The sequence below is a fragment of the Prochlorococcus marinus str. MIT 9313 genome (genome assembly GCF_000011485.1).
Taxonomy (GTDB): domain Bacteria; phylum Cyanobacteriota; class Cyanobacteriia; order PCC-6307; family Cyanobiaceae; genus Prochlorococcus; species Prochlorococcus marinus_D.
This window is the reverse complement of the sequence record NC_005071.1, coordinates 707,327-725,809: the sequence shown is the minus strand read 5'-3', so window position 1 is coordinate 725,809 and position 18,483 is coordinate 707,327. Positions and strand designations below refer to the sequence as shown.

17 protein-coding genes are annotated in these 18,483 nt (G+C 47.0%); 7 read left to right on the top strand and 10 right to left on the bottom strand.

The window, feature by feature from the left end; genetic code table 11:
• Positions 1–15 precede the first annotated feature (15 nt).
• Positions 16–924 (bottom strand): carbohydrate ABC transporter permease, encoded by a 909-nt coding sequence (locus AKG35_RS03495; protein ID WP_011130047.1) that lies wholly within the window; start codon positions 922–924, stop codon positions 16–18.
• Between the two features lie 84 nt (positions 925–1,008).
• Between AKG35_RS03495 and aroB the strand changes: the two genes are divergently transcribed.
• Entirely contained in the window at positions 1,009–2,127 is a 1,119-nt protein-coding gene (aroB, locus tag AKG35_RS03490; RefSeq protein WP_011130046.1) for a 3-dehydroquinate synthase, read from the top strand.
• On the opposite strand, the gene AKG35_RS03485 is transcribed toward aroB, so the two are convergent.
• Positions 2,120–3,337 (bottom strand): class I SAM-dependent methyltransferase, encoded by a 1,218-nt coding sequence (locus tag AKG35_RS03485; protein ID WP_011130045.1) that lies wholly within the window; start codon positions 3,335–3,337, stop codon positions 2,120–2,122. The two genes, aroB and AKG35_RS03485, sit on opposite strands and share 8 nt — an antisense overlap.
• Before the next feature lie 31 nt (positions 3,338–3,368).
• Between AKG35_RS03485 and AKG35_RS03480 the strand changes: the two genes are divergently transcribed.
• On the top strand, positions 3,369–4,178 hold the full coding sequence (locus tag AKG35_RS03480; RefSeq protein WP_041384324.1) for a TPM domain-containing protein: 810 nt from the start codon (positions 3,369–3,371) through the stop codon (positions 4,176–4,178).
• Positions 4,179–4,190: 12 nt separating this feature from the next.
• On the opposite strand, the gene AKG35_RS03475 is transcribed toward AKG35_RS03480, so the two are convergent.
• The 3 genes from AKG35_RS03475 to AKG35_RS03465 all read right to left on the bottom strand — a co-directional run bounded on the left by AKG35_RS03475 (position 4,191) and on the right by AKG35_RS03465 (position 7,160).
• The gene (locus tag AKG35_RS03475) at positions 4,191–4,967 is read right to left on the bottom strand and encodes a glycoside hydrolase family 24 protein (RefSeq protein ID WP_011130043.1); all 777 of its coding nucleotides are present in this window, start codon (positions 4,965–4,967) and stop codon (positions 4,191–4,193) included.
• 277 nt (positions 4,968–5,244) lie between these two features.
• A complete protein-coding gene (locus AKG35_RS03470) occupies positions 5,245–6,321 on the bottom strand; it encodes a hypothetical protein (RefSeq protein ID WP_011130042.1) in 1,077 nt (358 codons plus the stop codon).
• Entirely contained in the window at positions 6,315–7,160 is an 846-nt protein-coding gene (locus AKG35_RS03465; protein ID WP_071818069.1) for a TIGR04168 family protein, read from the bottom strand. The genes AKG35_RS03470 and AKG35_RS03465 overlap by 7 nt, the downstream gene beginning before the upstream one ends.
• Positions 7,161–7,224: 64 nt before the next feature.
• Between AKG35_RS03465 and nadA the strand changes: the two genes are divergently transcribed.
• A complete protein-coding gene (gene nadA / locus AKG35_RS03460) occupies positions 7,225–8,217 on the top strand; it encodes a quinolinate synthase NadA (RefSeq protein WP_419177151.1) in 993 nt (330 codons plus the stop codon).
• 175 nt (positions 8,218–8,392) lie between these two features.
• Here nadA and AKG35_RS03455 read toward each other — a convergent pair whose 3' ends face one another.
• Positions 8,393–9,103, bottom strand: coding sequence for an esterase/lipase family protein (locus AKG35_RS03455; protein ID WP_011130039.1), 711 nt, complete (start codon positions 9,101–9,103; stop codon positions 8,393–8,395).
• 133 nt (positions 9,104–9,236) lie between these two features.
• Positions 9,237–9,614 (bottom strand): hypothetical protein, encoded by a 378-nt coding sequence (locus AKG35_RS03450; RefSeq protein ID WP_011130038.1) that lies wholly within the window; start codon positions 9,612–9,614, stop codon positions 9,237–9,239.
• A gap of 417 nt (positions 9,615–10,031) precedes the next feature.
• On the opposite strand from AKG35_RS03450, the gene AKG35_RS03445 reads away from it, so the two are divergent.
• Positions 10,032–10,823, top strand: coding sequence for an ABC transporter ATP-binding protein (locus AKG35_RS03445; RefSeq protein WP_041384322.1), 792 nt, complete (start codon positions 10,032–10,034; stop codon positions 10,821–10,823).
• Between the two features lie 1,050 nt (positions 10,824–11,873).
• On the opposite strand, the gene AKG35_RS03440 is transcribed toward AKG35_RS03445, so the two are convergent.
• Positions 11,874–12,185, bottom strand: coding sequence for a thioredoxin family protein (locus AKG35_RS03440; protein ID WP_011130036.1), 312 nt, complete (start codon positions 12,183–12,185; stop codon positions 11,874–11,876).
• Between the two features lie 489 nt (positions 12,186–12,674).
• On the opposite strand from AKG35_RS03440, the gene AKG35_RS03435 reads away from it, so the two are divergent.
• Positions 12,675–13,604 (top strand): DUF7005 family protein, encoded by a 930-nt coding sequence (locus AKG35_RS03435; RefSeq protein ID WP_236069648.1) that lies wholly within the window; start codon positions 12,675–12,677, stop codon positions 13,602–13,604.
• 388 nt (positions 13,605–13,992) lie between these two features.
• Here the strand turns inward: AKG35_RS03435 and AKG35_RS03430 are convergent, their stop codons facing one another.
• Both AKG35_RS03430 and AKG35_RS12730 read right to left on the bottom strand, forming a co-directional pair.
• A complete protein-coding gene (locus AKG35_RS03430) occupies positions 13,993–15,744 on the bottom strand; it encodes an ABC transporter ATP-binding protein (protein ID WP_011130034.1) in 1,752 nt (583 codons plus the stop codon).
• 260 nt (positions 15,745–16,004) lie between these two features.
• Positions 16,005–16,226, bottom strand: coding sequence for a hypothetical protein (locus AKG35_RS12730; RefSeq protein WP_157859803.1), 222 nt, complete (start codon positions 16,224–16,226; stop codon positions 16,005–16,007).
• A 20-nt stretch (positions 16,227–16,246) separates the two neighbouring features.
• Here AKG35_RS12730 and trpD point away from each other — a divergent pair, with 20 nt between their 5' ends.
• Positions 16,247–17,302: an anthranilate phosphoribosyltransferase gene (trpD, locus tag AKG35_RS03425; RefSeq protein ID WP_011130033.1), complete on the top strand. Its 1,056-nt coding sequence runs from the start codon at positions 16,247–16,249 to the stop codon at positions 17,300–17,302.
• Positions 17,303–17,332: 30 nt separating this feature from the next.
• Entirely contained in the window at positions 17,333–18,472 is a 1,140-nt protein-coding gene (carA, locus tag AKG35_RS03420; RefSeq protein WP_011130032.1) for a glutamine-hydrolyzing carbamoyl-phosphate synthase small subunit, read from the top strand.
• Positions 18,473–18,483: the final 11 nt, after the last annotated feature.

Sequence of the window (18,483 nt, the reverse complement as noted above, 5' to 3'; positions counted from 1 at the left end):
AACAAAATTGAGATTTCAGAGCAAGCCCTGATCACCAGCAAAGGCCAAACGCACAGCAGTGAGCAACAGGACCAAAAGGAAAAGCGCCAAGCCCACCGTGCAGGCATAACTGATCTCAAGCTCAGCAAAAGCCTGGTCGTAAACGTAGTAGACAAGGGTTCGAGTGGTGTCGGCGGGTCCCCCCTGAGTCATCAAGAACACTTCTTCGAACACTTTTGTAGCCGCAATCGATGAAACCACCGCAACCAAGGTTACGTAAGGCCGCAACAACGGCAGTGTGATGTCGATGTGTTTGCGCAAGCCATCACTACCATCAAGTTCGGCTGCCTCATAAAGCTCTTTAGGAATTCCTTGGAGGCCAGCAAGAAATATCACCATGTAATAACCAAGCCCCTTCCACAGGGTTACAAGCATCACTGCCGGGAGTGCCAAGAATGGATTCGTGAGAAAGCCAATCGGCACGAAATCTGTGCCAACAAAGGCGGAAAGCCAGCCATTGATAAGACCGTTCTCTGCATAAAGCCAACGGAATGCGATGGCCGCAACCACAATCGACACGAGCACGGGTGTATAGAACGCACCGCGTAAAAAATGAATACCTGGTAAGGAACGGTTCAACAACACCGCCAATGCAAGAGAACCCAAAACAATCGGTGGAACCACCCCAACCAGGTAGATCAAAGTATTGATCAGCACCTTAAAAAACATCGGATCACCAGCAAGACGTCGCAGGTTGGCCAAACCCACAAAGACAAGGGGCTCTGTAACGTCGAGACCTGTTTTGGTGAAGCTCATCAAAAGAGCCATCAGCGCTGGTATCAGCACCGACAAGCTGAGTAGGACGAGCGCAGGCAAGAGGAATACCCATGCCACAAGAGTGGTCCGCCAAGACTGTCTTAATCCCCGAAACAGAGGACCAGCCATCACCACAATGCCTGTACTGACAGGAGATTACGTGGGAGCGTTTGATGCCACCCGGCAAACTGAGATCAGCAGACTTGCTCTTTCATGTCCGCTTTCGTGAATATCGACGCCCAACGCATCCCAGTAGCACTGAGCCACCAGCCCTACGAGGTGGTCATTGGGGGGGAAGGCTTGCGGGGTGTTGGTAAGGAGCTTCGCCGTGCTGGGCTGAAAGAGGGAATCAAGGTATTGGTTGTAAGCAATGCTGATGTTGCTGAGCCATATGGTGATCTTTGCCTCCAAAGCCTTAAGGAGAGCGGTTTCAGGCCCACTCTGCTGGTGATCGAGGCCGGAGAAGATCAAAAGACGCCAGTGAGCGTGGCGTTAATTCACGATGCAGCCTATGAAGCAAAGCTAGAAAGAGGATCCTTGATGGTTGCTCTTGGCGGTGGGGTAGTGGGCGACATGACTGGATTTGCAGCAGCTACTTGGCTAAGAGGTATCTCGGTGGTGCAACTTCCTACAACCCTTCTGGCAATGGTGGATGCCGCGATTGGTGGCAAGACAGGCGTCAATCACCCGGGCGGAAAAAATCTGATCGGAGCATTTCACCAACCAAGGCTTGTATTAATCGATCCCTCAACTCTGAAAACATTGCCAGAACGTGAATTCCGGGCAGGGATGGCCGAAGTGATCAAATACGGGGTGATCGGTGATTCAGCACTTTTTCAACTCCTAGAAGGCATTCAAGAACTAGACACACCATCACAACTCCATCAAGACCTTCTGGAGAAAATTCTCGAACGTTCAGCACTCGCGAAGTCGAGAGTGGTGAGCTCAGATGAACGAGAGGGCGGGCTGCGCGCCATCCTTAACTACGGGCACACCTTCGGGCATGTGGTGGAAACCCTCTGTGGCTATGGAAACTGGCTGCATGGTGAAGCTGTCGCCATCGGCATGGTGGCGGTTGGGGAGCTGGCGGTGTTGCGACAGAGCTGGAGCAGGGATGATGCCAACAGGCAAAAGTCGCTGATCGCAAAGGCAGGGCTGCCGATTGCTTGGCCCAAGCTAGATCCAGAGGAGGTGCTGTATACCCTGCAAGGGGATAAAAAGGTCAAAGATGGAAAGCTTCGCTTTGTGATTCCCACCGGCATTGGCAACGTCGAAATCAAAAATGACGTAAGCAGAGAAGAAATCCGAAAATGCCTATCAGAGCTCAGCTAACTGGGTCCTCTAGGAACCGGCAGCGAAGTTCACCGACCTCAGCATCAAGAGATGGTTTGGGCCTCAAATCAAAAGCCAACCAACGAAACTCTCCCAAGCCGACTGGATCAACAAGACGCAACAGTGCTTCCCTTCTATTGAGGGCAGCAGAGAGCTGACTGGTAGGAAGACTTTGGAGAGCATGAAGCCTCTCTGCCAAGCCAAGTGCCAAGAGTGCTTGCCCCTGTCGAGACTCACCGAGAAAGGTCCAACCCTGCTGTTCGGCCTGGAGTTGAAGAGTTTCGAGACACAGATGTGCAGTGAGATCCCACCGACCGGGATCTTGAAGCAATGCACCACTAGCTCTCTGCTGGCGATAAGCCATCAGAGTTCCGCAGGGTCTCATCGCGCTGTAATAACGACGGGCCTCGAGGGCATAGTCGATGACAAGTAAGGGGCCGCAAAGCAGAGCAGAGGCTGCCTGACTCAACCACGATTTCAGTTCACCATGCCATTCACTGCACCAACCATCAGCAGCATCAGGAGGGGGGATCTGAATGCCCAAACACATTCGGGCCTCAGTTAAAGCTGAATGCAAAGCGTCTGTAAGAAAAAGCTCAGTGAAGCGAAGATGAGCAACCGAATCGACGTTCTCAAGACAAACACCCTGCCGCCATAGACGTTGATCGCGCCACACCAACCGCTCCACCGGCAGAGCATCCAACATTTCATGAGCAAGCATCACGCCGATAGCGGGAGCTTGAGCCAACTCATTAAGACTTCGCCAGTGAATCGGCACACTGGTGACAGATTTCAGTCGCTCTCGTTGTCGTAAGGCCATGGCCTTATTGCTCTCCACCAAAACCAGCTCCAGTCTTGGTATCAGCGCTGGGCACAGATCCTCCAGGGCTGAGATCAGATCAGCACTTAAATCGCCTTCACCAGGCCCCACCTCTATCAACGATAAAGACTTTCCCTTGTCAACACGCTGCTGAAGTTGCTGGAACCAATCAACCAGTTGTATGGCCAAAAGTTGGGCAAAGTCAGCTCCTAAGGAAGGAGAAGTCGCGAAATCACCCTGACGACCAATACGAAGCTGACCTGAGGCATAGGCCCCATATACTTGGTCATGCAAGGCCCAGTCCATGTATTGATGGAAGCTGATGCTCCCTCCAGCCTGAACTATTCGGTTGACCAACCAAGCTGGACAAGGCACAGAGCAGAGATCCATTCGAGAGAATGCCTGTCACTGAAACAGGCCCATGGGAGCACATCAGAGGCGAAAAATCTTGAAAAACCTGTTGGCATGGTTATTTTGCTTGCTTTGTTGCGCAGGATCGGTTTACGCCTACGACAATCCTGAACTCCTTCCCCAGCAGCAAACACCCGTGGTTGATCTGGCGAAGGTCTTCAGCGAAAAGCAACTCACCAACCTGGAAAAATCACTAGACGACTATGAGACGAGAACAGGCTGGAAATTACGTGTACTGACCCAGTACGAACGAACTCCTGGGCTTGCAGTTCGAGAGTACTGGGGACTTGATGAACGTAGTTTGCTGATTGTCGCCGACCCACGCGGTGGAAATCTGCTCAACTTCAACGTGGGTGATGCGTTATATGCACTAATGCCTCGTACCTACTGGGTAGAGCTGCAAACCCGCTATGGGAACCAGTTTTACGTGAAGGATCATGGCGAGGACATCGCAATCCTCGATTCACTCAATGCCGTAGAAACCTGTTTGGATCGAGGTGGTTGTCAATTTGTACCTGGGCTGCCATTGGAGCAATGGTTGTTGACATTCACCACATCGCTACTTGGTGGTTTGGTTGCTGGCTTTGCTTCCTACCCCAGGAAAGAAGGTGAACTGATCGCTTGGCCTTGGTTATTGCTCGCTTCCCCGCTATGGATCATGTTGTTTGGAATCTTCGGGATTGCCCCTGTCGTGTCGCGAACTAGCGATCTTCTACCACTCCTTCGCAACGGGCTGGGCTTTTTGGGAGGAGCTGTAACGGCATACGTTATTGCTCAAGCAACATTGGGGGGTAGGCAAAAGCGAGAGTCAGAGCCTTAGCTTCAATTGATATCAGCGACTTTGAATGCTGCAAAGAATTGTGGGGGGTTTGCAAACAGGTCTCCTAGCTGCGTCATTACCAGGTGCAGCAAGATCTTGACGGCGCTGATCCCTGATCGACCTGAGCTGCGCCAAGTTGAACTTGTAGAAACCAAGCAAGCTGGAAAAGCGTTTGACAGGCTGGCCGTAGTAACTCCTGCCGCTCAGAGTGGGGAATGAAGCCCATTCAGGCGCAAGTTTTGCTGCTAATAGAGGGGTCATAAACCCTGAATCGGTAAGACCTAAAGCCTTGCGACGTTGAACAAGAAAGAGAGCTCCCTGATCCTGAACTTCTGGACCAAAACCACGCAAACCAAGACTGCGGGTCACCATGTCCCAGGTAAAAGGCATGAATTGATAAGCCCCTGCTGCAGCACTTGCATATCGAGAGGAGTAAATGACTCGATTGGGATGACGATCTAATGAGGCCATGAGACCTCCACCAAACATCACTCGATAGCCAAGGTCATGCCCATTCTTCCAAGTACCTTCGGCAAAGCGAATGGTGTTGAGAAGGGCCCGCCGCTCCGGGGTGATCACATATGGCAATGCCGCTGAGGGAACCTGTTCTGGATTACTTAGCGACTGGGAACGTGCTGTTAGCTCAAGAGATGGAAGTGAAGGAGGGAGAGGGATATGGGTATTGGTTGCTTGCGCTGCTCCAGCTGCTATTGAGAAAGGGAGAAAACCAGCTGCGACTGCTGATAGAAGACGATAGACAGTCGATGCGGGAGCGATCATTCTTTGCATTCAGAGAATAAAAACCCTTGGAATGGGGGAAGGTTTGGGCAATTCCCAGAAGCGAATGGGAGTTGCCGATGAACCAAGGGTGACTATTAAACCAAATTATTTAATAATCGGGTTGACTTTGACGAAGCTGACCCAAAGGGACAGCCCTCGTGTACCGGTGCGAGGATCGTCCACACGCGGCAATGGTTGAGTTGGGCCCAAAGATCGCTGAAATCCAAGTTGAAGAATCAGCGTTGTGCATATTGAACGATCTAAGATTTTTGATTAGTAATTCTGATTAAGAGACCAGTTCAACTACAGCACTTGCTGCCTCCACGGATCCATCGACAGCCAGCGGTTGCTGAGAAGCTGGTATCAGGGGTTGATCTAAATCCCATTCTCCAAGCTCGAGGGCCTCGCGCTCAAGCAGCCGATGGGCTGCATGGCTTTGTAAGCCGTTGATCAGTGCTACCGATTCTGCAAAGCCTTCTCGAAGAACCACATGAAGGCCGACACCCAAGCTGATGGCTTCACAGAAACTGCTGTAACCAGGCTTCCCAAGGTGCCTAGAGCAGTAAGGAAGAGCATCGACAACTCGAATTGACCTAGGTAGATACAAAACATTGTCAGGTGATTGCCTTCTCAGAAAAGTGTCAACAGATCGTGGTTTGGGCATCAAAAAGAGGTGATCAGGCCAGCGTTGGAATAACTCTGAGTCGAGTGCCAAACCCAGCCCGCCAAATCCCACCATGACGATTGGACCTTGAAAAGATTCAAGTCTCTGCTGGAGTCCTAGCGGTAGTGAACGAGGTGAGGACGCAGTTATGCCCAGGCTCTGTTCAGGTAGCCCCCAGTCCATTGCAAGTGAGAATGGGCAACGTAACAACTTCTGCCCACGTGAGTATTCAGCTGACGCAGCTTCAGCGTGGGTAAGAAAAGAATCTCCTAGAGGGGCGTAGATCTCATCCCAACCAAAGTTGCCCATCCATACCAAAGGAACACCAAGCTGATCAGCCAACTCAGCAGCAGCAGGTGGAATGTCAGCAAGTACAAGTACCGACATCTGTTGAGACTGAATCCAAGAGACCTCAGCCGCAATTTGGGCAGGAATGTGTTGTTCAAGTTCCTGCAAAGCCTTGAGAGTGGCCATTTGGTCAATGGCTAAGGCATTCGCCTGAACCATGCCCACATCCCAGCGCAGTTTGCGGTGTTCGAAAGGGACACCTTGCAGCGCAAGGTTGAGGAATTGGAAGTCCACATCCGTACTCACTACGAATCGCCATTGCGGCTGAAGACGATGCAGTTCTATAAGAACAGCTGCCTGGCGTGCTGCATGGCCATAGCCATGACTGCTCAAGCAGAGGTAAATCAGCACTGTGTCACCAATGGTGTTGCTCTTTCAAAAAGAATCTGTTCATAGGCCAAGGATGAATCTGGAAGAAACCAACGGTGGCTCACCTGACTGAGCTTTCCATCAAGGAACTCGACCCAGGAAAAGTGACACAACTGACGACCAGAGGAATCACTTCCACGCCGCGGTACACAAGCAGCATTGAGAAAGACAGTGCCAAAGCGATCCTGAACACATGTTTGCCGCAAACCTGTTCCGCGTTTGAGTTCATGATGCATGTGGCCAAAGACAACCAGATCTGGCAAACGATGCTTACGGATCCGATCAAGGGCCATCGCAAGATCCTGATCGCCCCAATCGAGAGCGGGAACTTTCCAATCGCGACCACAAGGGCTCTGAGCATCAGAGCCGAGGCCCGTCGGACCGGAATGAGCCAATATCACTAAGGGCCATTGGGATGGTGCCTGCTTTGCAGCGGCCTCAATCCGGTCAGCAGATTCACTGACCGACATCGGGCCAAAAACCGCCTGAACGGCTTTGGCGAGGTGAAAGCCACCACCAGCACTACAAGGGCGGGCGCCAACGACAGCAATCGGTGGAAACTGCCATTGTCGCAAACTCCAACCGCAATGACGGTCGCCCAATAAGGTCAATTGACGCCTGAGGACTGCGCCGCTGTGATCACGTCCGTGGTCATGATTACCAAGAATGACAGCTGTCGGCAGAGGAAGCTGTTGTATTGCTTTGACCAACTTGAGATCACCTTCGCTGAGATCACCTACAAACAACACAGCATCTGGCTGAAGTTCAGTCAGTAAGTTCTGATCATCAGGTGTCCATACACCATGGAGGTCTCCAACAATGGCGAGGCTCTGGTGTGACGTGGCAAATGTCTAGGCTATGGCCATACTGCCCTAGATGGTCCGAATGACCGCTGTTTGCACCGCCAAGACGGTCTCTCCAGTGCCATCAACTAGGAAAGAATTAAAGGGTGCCATTGCTGAACTACGCAAAAAACTCAATGCCGTGATCCTGGCTCACTACTACCAGGATCCAGAGATCCAAGACATCGCAGATTTCATTGGGGACTCCCTGGAACTATCACGTAGAGCTGCTAGCACAAATGCTGATGTAATCGTGTTCTGCGGGGTTCACTTCATGGCTGAAACAGCAAAGATTCTCAGCCCGGAAAAAATTGTATTGCTACCAGATCTCGAAGCGGGGTGCTCCCTTGCTGATGACTGCCCAGCCGATGAGTTTGCTGCTTTCAGAGACAAGCACCCAGACCACATTGTGGTGAGCTATATCAACTGCACAGCTGCTGTTAAGGCCCAAAGCGATCTGATCTGTACAAGTAGCAACGCTGTAGAACTTGTAAATCAATTACCGAAGGATCAACCAATCCTTTTTGCTCCAGATCAAAACTTGGGCAGATGGGTTCAAAAGCAGAGCGGCAGAAAACTGACGATCTGGCCTGGACGCTGCATGGTGCATGAAACATTCAGCGAAGAAGCTCTACTGAAATTAAAAATCATGCACCCCGAGGCAAAGGTAATAGCCCATCCGGAGTGCCTAGAAAATTTACTAGAGTTGGCGGATTATATTGGCTCAACGAGCAAATTACTTGAATTTACCGAGATAAGTTCATGCACAAAATTTATCGTACTAACAGAGCCAGGAATCCTACACCAGATGAAATTGAAGAACCCAAAAAAAGAATTTATGGATGTTCCAGGTATTGACGGATGTAGTTGCAATGAATGCCCATATATGCGATTGAATACATTAGAAAAGCTATGGAGCTGCTTAAGCACAATGAAGCCATCAATAGAAATCGAAGAGGGGGTACGTCAAAAGGCTTTTATTCCTATTCAACGAATGCTAAACATGAAAGAAACACAGGAGGCTAGTGAACATTAATTGTTCACTGTAAAGCTGAAGGTCAACACAACAAGAGAGAACTCTGAGAAATAATTCTTATTAGTTTAAAGATGGCGTGGAGAAAACTAGCCAATACTACGAAATGAAAAGAAGACAAGAATATTTAATTGTTTAAGTATTCAGGAAAAACTACGGAAACTAAAACCTTCATGCCTTAGGCATATCCCATAGCGGAAGGCCACCATTGTTCTATTCGCTCTATTGAGCCATACCAAGTAGCGCCAAAGAGGCCTCCGTGGGCTGTGTCATTGAGAACAAGATTTCGAGATTGATTAAGAATTGCGGAGCTGACAGGGACTAAGCCGTCTCCCTCTAATAGAGGATCATCTGAGATGCTGCGATAGGAGTTAGCTGCGGTATACCTGGCAAACTGGCTGGCATTTTGACTTTCGAGTGATAATCGACCAGCAGTAGAAAAATAATCTACATGATCAGAATAAAAACAAGCTGGATAGAGAGTGTTAACCTGGGACCGCAGAGGGGTGGCACGAACAGCTTGATGCGGACTACCTAGTGTTATGAGTCGATTGCACGATTTATATCCACTATAAACACGACCAGAAAAGGGATGTTCACCGAGATAAAGGCGAAGCATGACACCACCCGAACTATGGCCTATAAGTGTCACCTTTCCTGTATGGGATCGAGACTGAAGGTCTTGAACAATTGCATCCACTCGATCAAGGAGTCTGCGCCAACCAATGGCCCATGAAGTGAGTAGCCAGTCAAATTTAGAAGAAGGTACGACCTTTACAATCGAACCTTGATTGTTCTGAATCCAGCTAGCCAAAGAGGCATAGGCCTCATCTGTGATCAAGAAACCACCTAGGATTAAAACAGGTTGATTAGGATCAACAGATTGCATGGAGTAAAATTAGTCGCAGAGGGAGTGATGCTTAAGATAAGATAGCTATAACAAATTGGATAGAATATTTAAACAGATGTAGCCATTAGAGAATAAATTAAATTAGAAATAAGAATAAAAAAATCAAAGCCAATCAGATTTGATCATGGTAAAGGCCAAGGGTTGCACCTGCAAATAATAAAATAGCGATAATTAGGGGGAAGATCATAAAGCTTTTATCGTGAAATGGCAGTTGAAAGATTAAAATCATAAATCCAACCAAAGCTGAAGCAAAATATCCAATAGCAGAAGCCGTGAGTAGGAAATCTGAGATTGGGAGACTCAGGCCAGGAACGGCTAGAATCCTACGAACAGACTTTAAACCATAAACAAAAGTAAGTATTGTAATAAGCAACATTAACCCTAGCAAGATCCACCATAAAGACTGTTGATTATAAAGAAGCCACCATGAATAACAAGAAAGGAAGAATGTGATCAAAGTAATGAGGCGATAGAAAACTGTCTGTTTCATTAGTTGACTTTATTTTCAAACATTCTATGTGGAAAGAAGAGAATATTCAAATACAAGTTAAATTCAATAGAAAGTTATCCATAGGATATTATCGCATGGATAAGCAGGTAAAGCTTTGTAGATAGAAGTCATATGGCATTCGGGTAAGAGCTACATACCTTCGGGACTGGAGTAGAAAGGTTGTAATATGAAAAATGATGTGCAAGAGAGAGTAAAAAGCAAATATAAAATTGCCTTACCATATAAATGGTAAGACTGTTAAGAGAATGGCTAATATAACTATGTTGCTATAACGCGAACTAGAAGTCAAAGATTATTGTTGCATAGAAAGAACTAAGAAAGCAGTTGCTTGACTGAAAAGAAAGAAAGAAGATAATGAAGGGGCAAAAAAGTTATAGAAATTCTGGTCTTAAGCCAATGAAAGATGAAAACCCATGGCTGGAAATTAAGGAAGTAGAGGCCTGGCTTGGCCCTACCCAAGTTTTTAGAAACCTCTCCTTAACATTGAAGCAAGGAGAAAACACGGCAATTCTAGGGCCAAATGGATCTGGCAAAACCGCCCTGGTGAAATTAATCACACGAAATATATATCCGATCGTCAAAAGGGGCTCTACGCTAAAAATCTTTGGTAATCAAACAATTAAGTTAAATCAGCTTCGTTCTCGTATAGGAGTGGTTTCCACTGACCTGGAGGTACGCACACCAGATTATATTAGTGCTAAGGATGTTGTTTTATCTGGACTTTATGGCTCAATAGGAATTAACCGTAACCTTAGCCCGAAAGAAAAAGAGATCAAAAAAGTACAGGACCTTATTTCAGAGCTTGGACTTGAAGACATTGATGAAAGATCATTCGGTCAATTATCAGATGGAGAAAGGAGGAGACTATTAATCGCTAGGGCAATGATAAATGAACCTGAAGTTTTAATATTAGATGAACCCACAAATGGACTAGATCTAAAAGCAAGGCACCAGTTACTAAAATACATTCGTATTTTATGTACTAGCAAAAGTACGATCATTTTAATAACACATCGAGTAGAAGATATAGTAAAAGAAATGCAACGAATCATATTCCTAAAGAATGGAGCAATTATTCGCGATGGAGCTACTAACGATCTACTACTATCAGAGCCACTAGGAAAACTCTATGAAACACCACTAGAAATTATTTTTGCTAATGGATATTATCAAGTTATCCCAGGGTAGTTACAAACAATATGTCAAATCAAAAAACGTGAATAGACATCATTAATGTATTATCAGCACAATAGGAAGGGTCTATTGTGAGATTTTGAATAAAAAATAAGGCTCTATTCTGAAAAATCAGTATTGTATTTAAAGAAATCAAGGCATAATTAATATAATTAATAAACTTATGATAAAGATTATTAGGAGTGTCTGCCAGCGTAATCTAAATGCTGAACTTAATGGGGTGATTCTTGATAGATTAATTTGACTGCTTCTAGTATTTGACCCTAATGGAGTTCCACAGGTCATGCAAACCAACCGACCGGCAAGCGAACGATCGGCCCTAAACATAGAGCCACCACAAGAACTACAGTATTTAGAGCTCATGAAGTCGGTGGAGTGAGAACAAGACCAAATCTAGAGTTGATAGGGAATTCACGGGATATCAAATTATAATTTTAGTATGGCGAGACACGCAAAAGTCATCGCTACAACATACAAATGAACGTTGCCTAAAAAGAAGTATGAATAAAAGGGCCGAAATCCACAAATAAGGTTGATAAGAATATATTTAATGTATAAATAGAAACATAGGGTGATATAGATAAATAGAATTGTAGAGAGAATCAAGCAAAAGATAGAGGTTCTAATAAAATACTGGTTATTATTAGTGAAAGAGGGAAAGTGAAGAATACTCTAATCTTGATATTCTAATCAAATAGCAACTGATGAGTTGTTAGTTAGTGAAATTCATGAGTTATGGAATGATCAACAAGAAGTCATATTGTGACTGATGTTAAACAAACAGTCCTGTTGATTATGATAATAAATATCTAATTAAAAATTAACAGTGGAGACCTTAGGATCAAAGCGTATTTAGTTAATAGCGAATAAGCTGAAGAGTAGCATTAGATCAAATATCTTTTCTCATAGCCTGGAACTATGAATTGTAAATTTAAGTATTTTTGAAAAATCAGTCGCTTAAGTAAAATGAAAATCGATTACAAGTAAAAGGTTCATTTGTATGACTAGAAGAAAAGGGGTAACAGTTACTAAGTATAAAAAGTATTAGTGAATTTCTATTGAATCCAATCGTTTACGAAAATCTCCTTTTGGCATCCCTCCTTTAAGTTCACCATGAATAGTAAATTCACCCTCTGGATCACTAACTAGTAAATAAGTAGGCCAGCCCATGCCAACTTTATTTGGGTATTGGGCAAGCAACAATCGCCTGTATCGACGATAAGTATCTGTATCCTGAAGCATAACATTGACAAAGCCATAGCCAAGTTCCTTACTGACGGCTTCATCGTAATGACTCATGCGGTGACAGGTACCACAATCCTCTGAGCTGAACTTAAAAACAGTGATTGGTCCCATGGAGGCAGTAAGATCATTACAATCGATTTAATACGCTAGCATAAATATAGACGAAATGGAACGGTAAAATTAAACAAGTTATTTGCATTAGTTACACCTTGATCCGCTGAGCGTTTATTCAATCAAAGCAAATGAGATCAAGACAATAAAGGAATAGAAATAACTTTCTTGAAAGAGATTTTTAGGACATGAAACCAATTAAACTGGTACCCTAGTTTTAAATTGATGATTCATTTTGGGAAATAGATTAGTCAATCAGACAATCAAGAGGATAATAATTAAGAATATTATTTGTTTATAAATTAACTAGAGAGCAATAATAGGCACAGCAGCAGCCTAGAAGGCTATTTGTTAGGTTGGCTAGGCATCTGAATACTTATCAGAGATTAACGCTTGAAATCAACTATAATAATAATTTGAATATTCAATTTCCCTAGAAAAATGAGTTCAGTTTCAAATATATCAATTGAAGAGTACTGTAGACCCTTTATGCAATCTACTAAAAAATGGCCAAGCCTTCCTCTACCAGTGCATCCAGGCATTGAATGGTGGCAAAAATGGCTACAAGAGACAGCTTGCGAAGGATATTTCGAGAGTTTGCGTTCCTATCTACCACAGCTATGGATTAATCCTCATGATGGAGCGAATAAATCCGAGAGATACAAACAATTAGTACTACGAGGTAAAGCAATGAATAATGTAGAAAATGATAACATTCTGAAGCTTAAGGATCAACAAGGGTTTTCAGTTCGATTAGTCGATCACCCATGCGGAACATACCCTGTAATAGAGATAAATGATCAGGATGATTTTTTGAATGTGGTACGTTGCTTAGCATACCGCTGTGAACAAACACATATCCAATCTTCTGTTCATGCCCAAGCTGTTGCTGGTTTAATTCACTGGGGGTTAATCCAAAATATAAATATTAAGGAACGTTGTCAGTTGATTATCCTACATCGCTCTCCATATAGCTCACTACCTATAAGTGTTATCCCAGGGAAACCGACAACAAAAGCATGGCTTGAAATCTCTCAAAGTTGGCGACTAGAACATGAACTAACCCATCTCGCCACAGAACGATTAGCCGGAGAAATGAGGTTAAACCTATTTGATGAACTGGTTGCAGATGCCCTAGGTATGCTTAGGGCGCTAAATGTGTTTTCTGCCGACTTGTTTAGACAAGGGCTAGGGCTAAATAATGATGCTTCAACAACCACAACTGGACGAGTTCATACATATCTAAAAGGATTGAATAAGAATGCCAGTAGATTAGCTTGTCAATATGTACTGCAACGTGCAAATGAGTTAGAGCAATTATTAGAAGCAGGAATAATACCAGATGAGCGAATGGCTCTACTAAACTATCTGATGAATCAGAAGCTTGATCAACCATTTACGGCCAACAAGAGCTCGTAGACACAAGCCGAGTTTGGAACAGATTTATAAATTATCTTTGATACAAAAGAAGACTCTATTGAAATAGATTGCTTACAACAACATGTGTCACTGACATAAGTATAGATGCAAATTAAACTAAACATTTGGCAAAAGAGAAAAACTATGTAAGCAGGAGTCGAACTCTAACTTGCCTGACTAGGATTAAATAGGACGTGTAGCAATAATAAAAAATAGAAGAGGGGCGAGACAAATCAAAGAGAGATAGCTATCAATATCAATACCAACAAAAGACAATTGAATGTAATACAAAGTAGACTATTATCACTGAATTTTTAGTATATTTTTCAAAAGATGACAGTGATTTAATTTTGATCAACTCATATCATTAATAAAAGCTTTAATTTGCTTAGGCAACGGCTTCCATTTGATCACCAGCTTGCTCCCGTTCCCAAAGGCTGCGGTATGGTCCCTGGACAGCAAGTAAGTCAGTGTGATGGCCTTGTTGCACCAGCCGTCCTTGTTCAATCACAAGAATTCGATCGCAGGCAGCGGCCGCAGAAAGCTGATGGCTAATCATCAGGATTGTCTGATTCTGTTGGGCACGAATCGAACTCAGGATTGACGCAGCTGTTTTGTTGTCCACACTGGCTAGAGCGTCATCAAGAACCACAACAGGAGCCTCCACTAGAAGTGCTCTGCCAAGAGCAGTTCGTTGACGCTGCCCGCCACTGAGAGTGATGCCTCTTTCGCCTACAAGCGTTTCCAATCCATCCGGGAAGCCCCTGATGTCATCCATCAGTCGGGCCTGCCTCGCAGATGTTTCAACTCGCTCCATAGAGGCCTGAGGATCGCCGTAACGAAGGTTGTCGGCGAGGCTGCTGGTGAAGAGATAGCCCTCTTGCGGAACAAGTGCAACATTGCTGCGCAGATCCTCGAGCAGCAAATCATTGACATCATGGTTGTCAATGAAAAGTTGCCCCCTTGGAACTTCCACCATCCTTCCGAGAGCTCTTGCCAGGGTCGTTTTCCCACATCCCACTGGCCCCACCACGGCGACGAGTTCACCTGGATTGATCACAAAGCTCAGTCCCGACAGCGAGTCGGTCTTGCTTTTGTCGTAACGAATCCGCAGTTCACGTGCTTCGATTCGACCTTTGAGCGGCGTCTCCAGGCTTAATGGTGTGGTTGGGTTGCGAATCATCGGGATACGCTGCAGAAGCTCTTCCACACGCTCCAAGCTCACCTGTCCGGTCTGGAACGTGTTGAGGGTGAAACCAAGTAGTGCAGTAGGAAAAACTAAGCGCTCTACAAAAAGGATCAAGGCCACCAATCCGCCGATGCTGAGGGTGCCTTGTTCCAGTTGACCGCTGCCAAGTGCCAAAAGTAGGAGCAGTGAAACCGAGGAGATTCCACCCAGCAAGGGGAAGAGGGTGCTGCGAGTTCGTGCCAGGCGAATAGCACTATCTTTATAGGTATTGTTTCGCTCCGCAAAGGCATCCTGTTCAGGTTGCTCCTGGCCATAGATCTTGATGGCACTTATGCCTGAGAGATCCTCCTGGATCAGTTCGCTGAGACTTGATAGAGCTTCCTGCTGGCGTTTTTGTTGCCGCATCATTCGCCCCCCAAACAGGCGCACAGTGCCAAGCATTACTGGATAGAGAGAGATTGCGGCCAGGGTTAAGCCTGGGTCGATGGCCAGCATCGCGGGAAGAGTGAAGCAGTAAGCCAACACAGTGTTGGTAAGGCTAAGAATCGCGAAGCCAAGTAGACGACGAATGTTTTCAACATCGCTGGTTGCGCGGCTAATGACTTCACCACTACCAGTCTCCTGCACCCAGCCTGGTTCCTGCCTAAGCATGTGGTCAAAAATGCGCTGGCGCAGGTCCACCTCCACTTGGCGACCGACACCGAAAACCAGTTGCCTAGACACCAAACGCACGATGCCCATGATGCTGGCGAGAATCACAATCCAGCTGGCCTGACGCATCACGTCAGTGATGGCAAAGCCTTCTTGGAGATCATCAATGATGCGCCTCACCTCTAGGGGGATGATGACGCTGACAATGTTCACCACTACGAGGGCCATTGCACCCATCAGCACAGTGCGGCGATGGGGCTTTAGATAACGACCAATGAGATCGAGGCGAAATGCTGCCATGCAGGTATCGCTACATGGTTCAACCTATGCAGCCAGTTTGATGAGCGAGCCTAGAGGGATTCTTGAAACATTGCGATCACAGATCCTTAGCTAATGCGCATTAGAACCATCCAATCCAGCTGAATGCTGGCGATTAAGTAACGTTGCTGCTCACTAACGAACGAGCTCCGGATGTAAATCTGGTCTCTATGCCCTGATTGTTGATTCGATTCATCGTCCTTCAGGGGTGCAAGATTTTTAGTGTGAATGTCTCAAGATCCTTAAGTTTTTGGGATTGAATGACGCAGCGCTAAATGCCTGAGACCTTTGGCCTTGGCACTAGTTGCAGCAATCAGAAAGTCGTTCCTATCCAGAGCTTCAATAGCGCCGTTTGGATGGATCAGAGGTCTTTCTTGCTGTTCTCTTGTAGAAATTCTCGCCAGTAGCAAAGTTTTAGGGGATAGTGGTGTTGTCCCCATCACCCAGCCCGGAGTGCTTTGCACCCGGGTTTTTTTCTGCTCCGATGCCTACTTCAGTTACTGCCTCTTCCTCTTGGTCGCAAATCCTCGAGATGTTGCTCGAGGGACAAAACCTTCCTGAGGTGGAAGCAACTGCCTTGATGGAGGCTTGGTTGGCGGAACAACTAACCCCTGTGCAGACCGGTGCGTTTCTAGCGGCTTTACGAGCCAAGGGGGTAACAGGAAATGAGTTATCAGGCATGGCCCAGGTGTTGCGAGGTGCTTGTCCCTTGCCTTGCCCATTGCCAGACATCCCTATGGTCGACACTTGTGGAACAGGTGGCGACGGTGCAGACACCTTCAACATCTCAACCGCAGTGGCGTTTACTGCTGCCGCCTGCGGGGCGAATGTGGCTAAGCATGGCAATCGCAGTGCAAGTGGCAAAGTCGGTTCAGCAGATGTTCTTGAGGGCCTGGGTCTACAGCTCAAGGCCCCTCTTGTCTCCGTGGTGGAGGCCCTGGTTGAGGTAGGCGTCACATTTTTATTTGCCCCAGCCTGGCACCCCGCTTTGGTCAACTTGGCCCCGTTGCGGCGCAGCCTTGGAGTGCGCACCGTCTTCAATCTTCTGGGTCCACTGGTGAATCCTTTGCAACCAAATGCCCAGGTTCTCGGGGTAGCTAAGGCTGAGCTGCTCAATCCAATGGCGGAAGCATTGCAACGGCTTGGCTTGCAGCGGGCCGTTGTTGTCCATGGCGCTGGAGGCCTTGATGAAGCGTCGTTGGAGGGAGCCAATGCAATGCGTTTGCTTGAGAATGGTCACTTACGACAAGCATCGATCGATTCGGCAGAACTCGGGCTTACTAGAGCTCCTTTGCAGGCTCTCCAGGGTGGTGATTTGGCAACAAATCAAGCGATTCTTTCCGCTGTACTTCAGGGAGGTGGTACCGCCCCTCAACGGGATGTGGTGGCATTGAACACAGCCCTAGTGCTCTGGGCTGCTGGCCTACAAGATGATTTACAAGCAGGTGTTTCTACTGCAAAGACTTGCCTGCAGGAAGGCCTCCCCTGGCAACGGCTAGAAGGGCTCCGCATGGCACTTGATCATCAAATTGGAGAATGAGACTGCGATGACTTCGGGATCCTTCTGCTGATGATTGCTTCATCGCGAAATTCGGCGCTCTTGATGCTTGCTGATGGAACGGTGCTTGAGGGGGAGGCCTTTGGTCATTGCGGTGACGCGATGGGCGAGGTGGTTTTCAACACCGGCATGACGGGCTACCAGGAAGTCCTTACGGATCCCAGTTACTCCGGTCAGTTGGTCACATTCACCTATCCAGAGTTGGGCAACACAGGCGTAAATCTTGATGATCAAGAATCATCCCGGCCGCATGCAAGGGGTGTCATCGCCCGTCAACTCTCCCCAACGCCGAGCAGTTGGCGTTGCCAACAGTCGCTGCAGACTTGGCTGGAGGAGAAAAGAGTTGTTGGTATCTCAGGTGTTGATACCAGGGCGCTTGTGAGACATCTGCGCGAGGTCGGAGCCATGAATGGGGTCATAAGCAGCAATGGTTCCACCCCTAAGCAGCTGATGGAACTGTTGCAGCAGGCTCCATCGATGGAGGGATTAAACCTTGCAGATCAGGTCTCAACGAAAGATCCATACCGCTGGAGATCAACTTGTGCTGTGGGCTTTGATCAAAGGTTGAAGCAACAAATTGATTCGCCCTATCACGTTGTCGCGATTGATTTCGGTATCAAGCGGGCCATACTCGACCGTTTGGTCGCTCACGGTTGTGAGGTCACCGTCCTGCCGGCCAGTTCAGATTTAGCCACCGTGTTGAGTTCACAACCCGAGGGCGTTTTTCTATCTAATGGACCTGGTGACCCTGCTGCCGTGACTGGTGGTATTGCCCTGGTTAAAGATCTTCTCAATAAGGTTGATATCCCCCTGTTTGGCATTTGCCTGGGTCATCAGATTATTGGGCTTGCCATGGGTGGCCGTACTTTCAAATTGGCCTATGGCCATCGCGGGCTCAACCATCCCTGCGGCACAACGGGGCAGGTGGAGATCACCAGTCAAAACCATGGATTCGCACTTGACGCCTCGTCTCTGTCACAGGTCAACGTGGTTGTGACCCATCTCAATCTCAATGACCGCACTGTTGCCGCGATAGCGCATCGGGATCGACCTGTCTTTGGTGTGCAATACCACCCGGAGGCGAGTCCTGGTCCTCATGATGCAGACCACCACTTCGCTCACTTTGTTGAGCTGATGGCAGATCGTCGCTGAAGCGTGGTGCG

Coding starts and splice junctions, on each gene's coding strand:
- AKG35_RS03495 (WP_011130047.1), bottom strand. CDS start 924: ATGGCTGGTCCTCTGTTTCGGGGATTAAGACAGTCTTGGCGGACCACT.
- aroB (WP_011130046.1), top strand. CDS start 1,009: ATGTCCGCTTTCGTGAATATCGACGCCCAACGCATCCCAGTAGCACTG.
- AKG35_RS03485 (WP_011130045.1), bottom strand. CDS start 3,337: ATGGATCTCTGCTCTGTGCCTTGTCCAGCTTGGTTGGTCAACCGAATA.
- AKG35_RS03480 (WP_041384324.1), top strand. CDS start 3,369: ATGGGAGCACATCAGAGGCGAAAAATCTTGAAAAACCTGTTGGCATGG.
- AKG35_RS03475 (WP_011130043.1), bottom strand. CDS start 4,967: ATGCAAAGAATGATCGCTCCCGCATCGACTGTCTATCGTCTTCTATCA.
- nadA (WP_419177151.1), top strand. CDS start 7,225: ATGACCGCTGTTTGCACCGCCAAGACGGTCTCTCCAGTGCCATCAACT.
- AKG35_RS03455 (WP_011130039.1), bottom strand. CDS start 9,103: ATGCAATCTGTTGATCCTAATCAACCTGTTTTAATCCTAGGTGGTTTC.
- AKG35_RS03450 (WP_011130038.1), bottom strand. CDS start 9,614: ATGAAACAGACAGTTTTCTATCGCCTCATTACTTTGATCACATTCTTC.
- AKG35_RS03445 (WP_041384322.1), top strand. CDS start 10,032: ATGAAAGATGAAAACCCATGGCTGGAAATTAAGGAAGTAGAGGCCTGG.
- AKG35_RS03440 (WP_011130036.1), bottom strand. CDS start 12,185: ATGGGACCAATCACTGTTTTTAAGTTCAGCTCAGAGGATTGTGGTACC.
- AKG35_RS03435 (WP_236069648.1), top strand. CDS start 12,675: ATGCAATCTACTAAAAAATGGCCAAGCCTTCCTCTACCAGTGCATCCA.
- AKG35_RS03430 (WP_011130034.1), bottom strand. CDS start 15,744: ATGGCAGCATTTCGCCTCGATCTCATTGGTCGTTATCTAAAGCCCCAT.
- trpD (WP_011130033.1), top strand. CDS start 16,247: ATGCCTACTTCAGTTACTGCCTCTTCCTCTTGGTCGCAAATCCTCGAG.
- carA (WP_011130032.1), top strand. CDS start 17,333: ATGATTGCTTCATCGCGAAATTCGGCGCTCTTGATGCTTGCTGATGGA.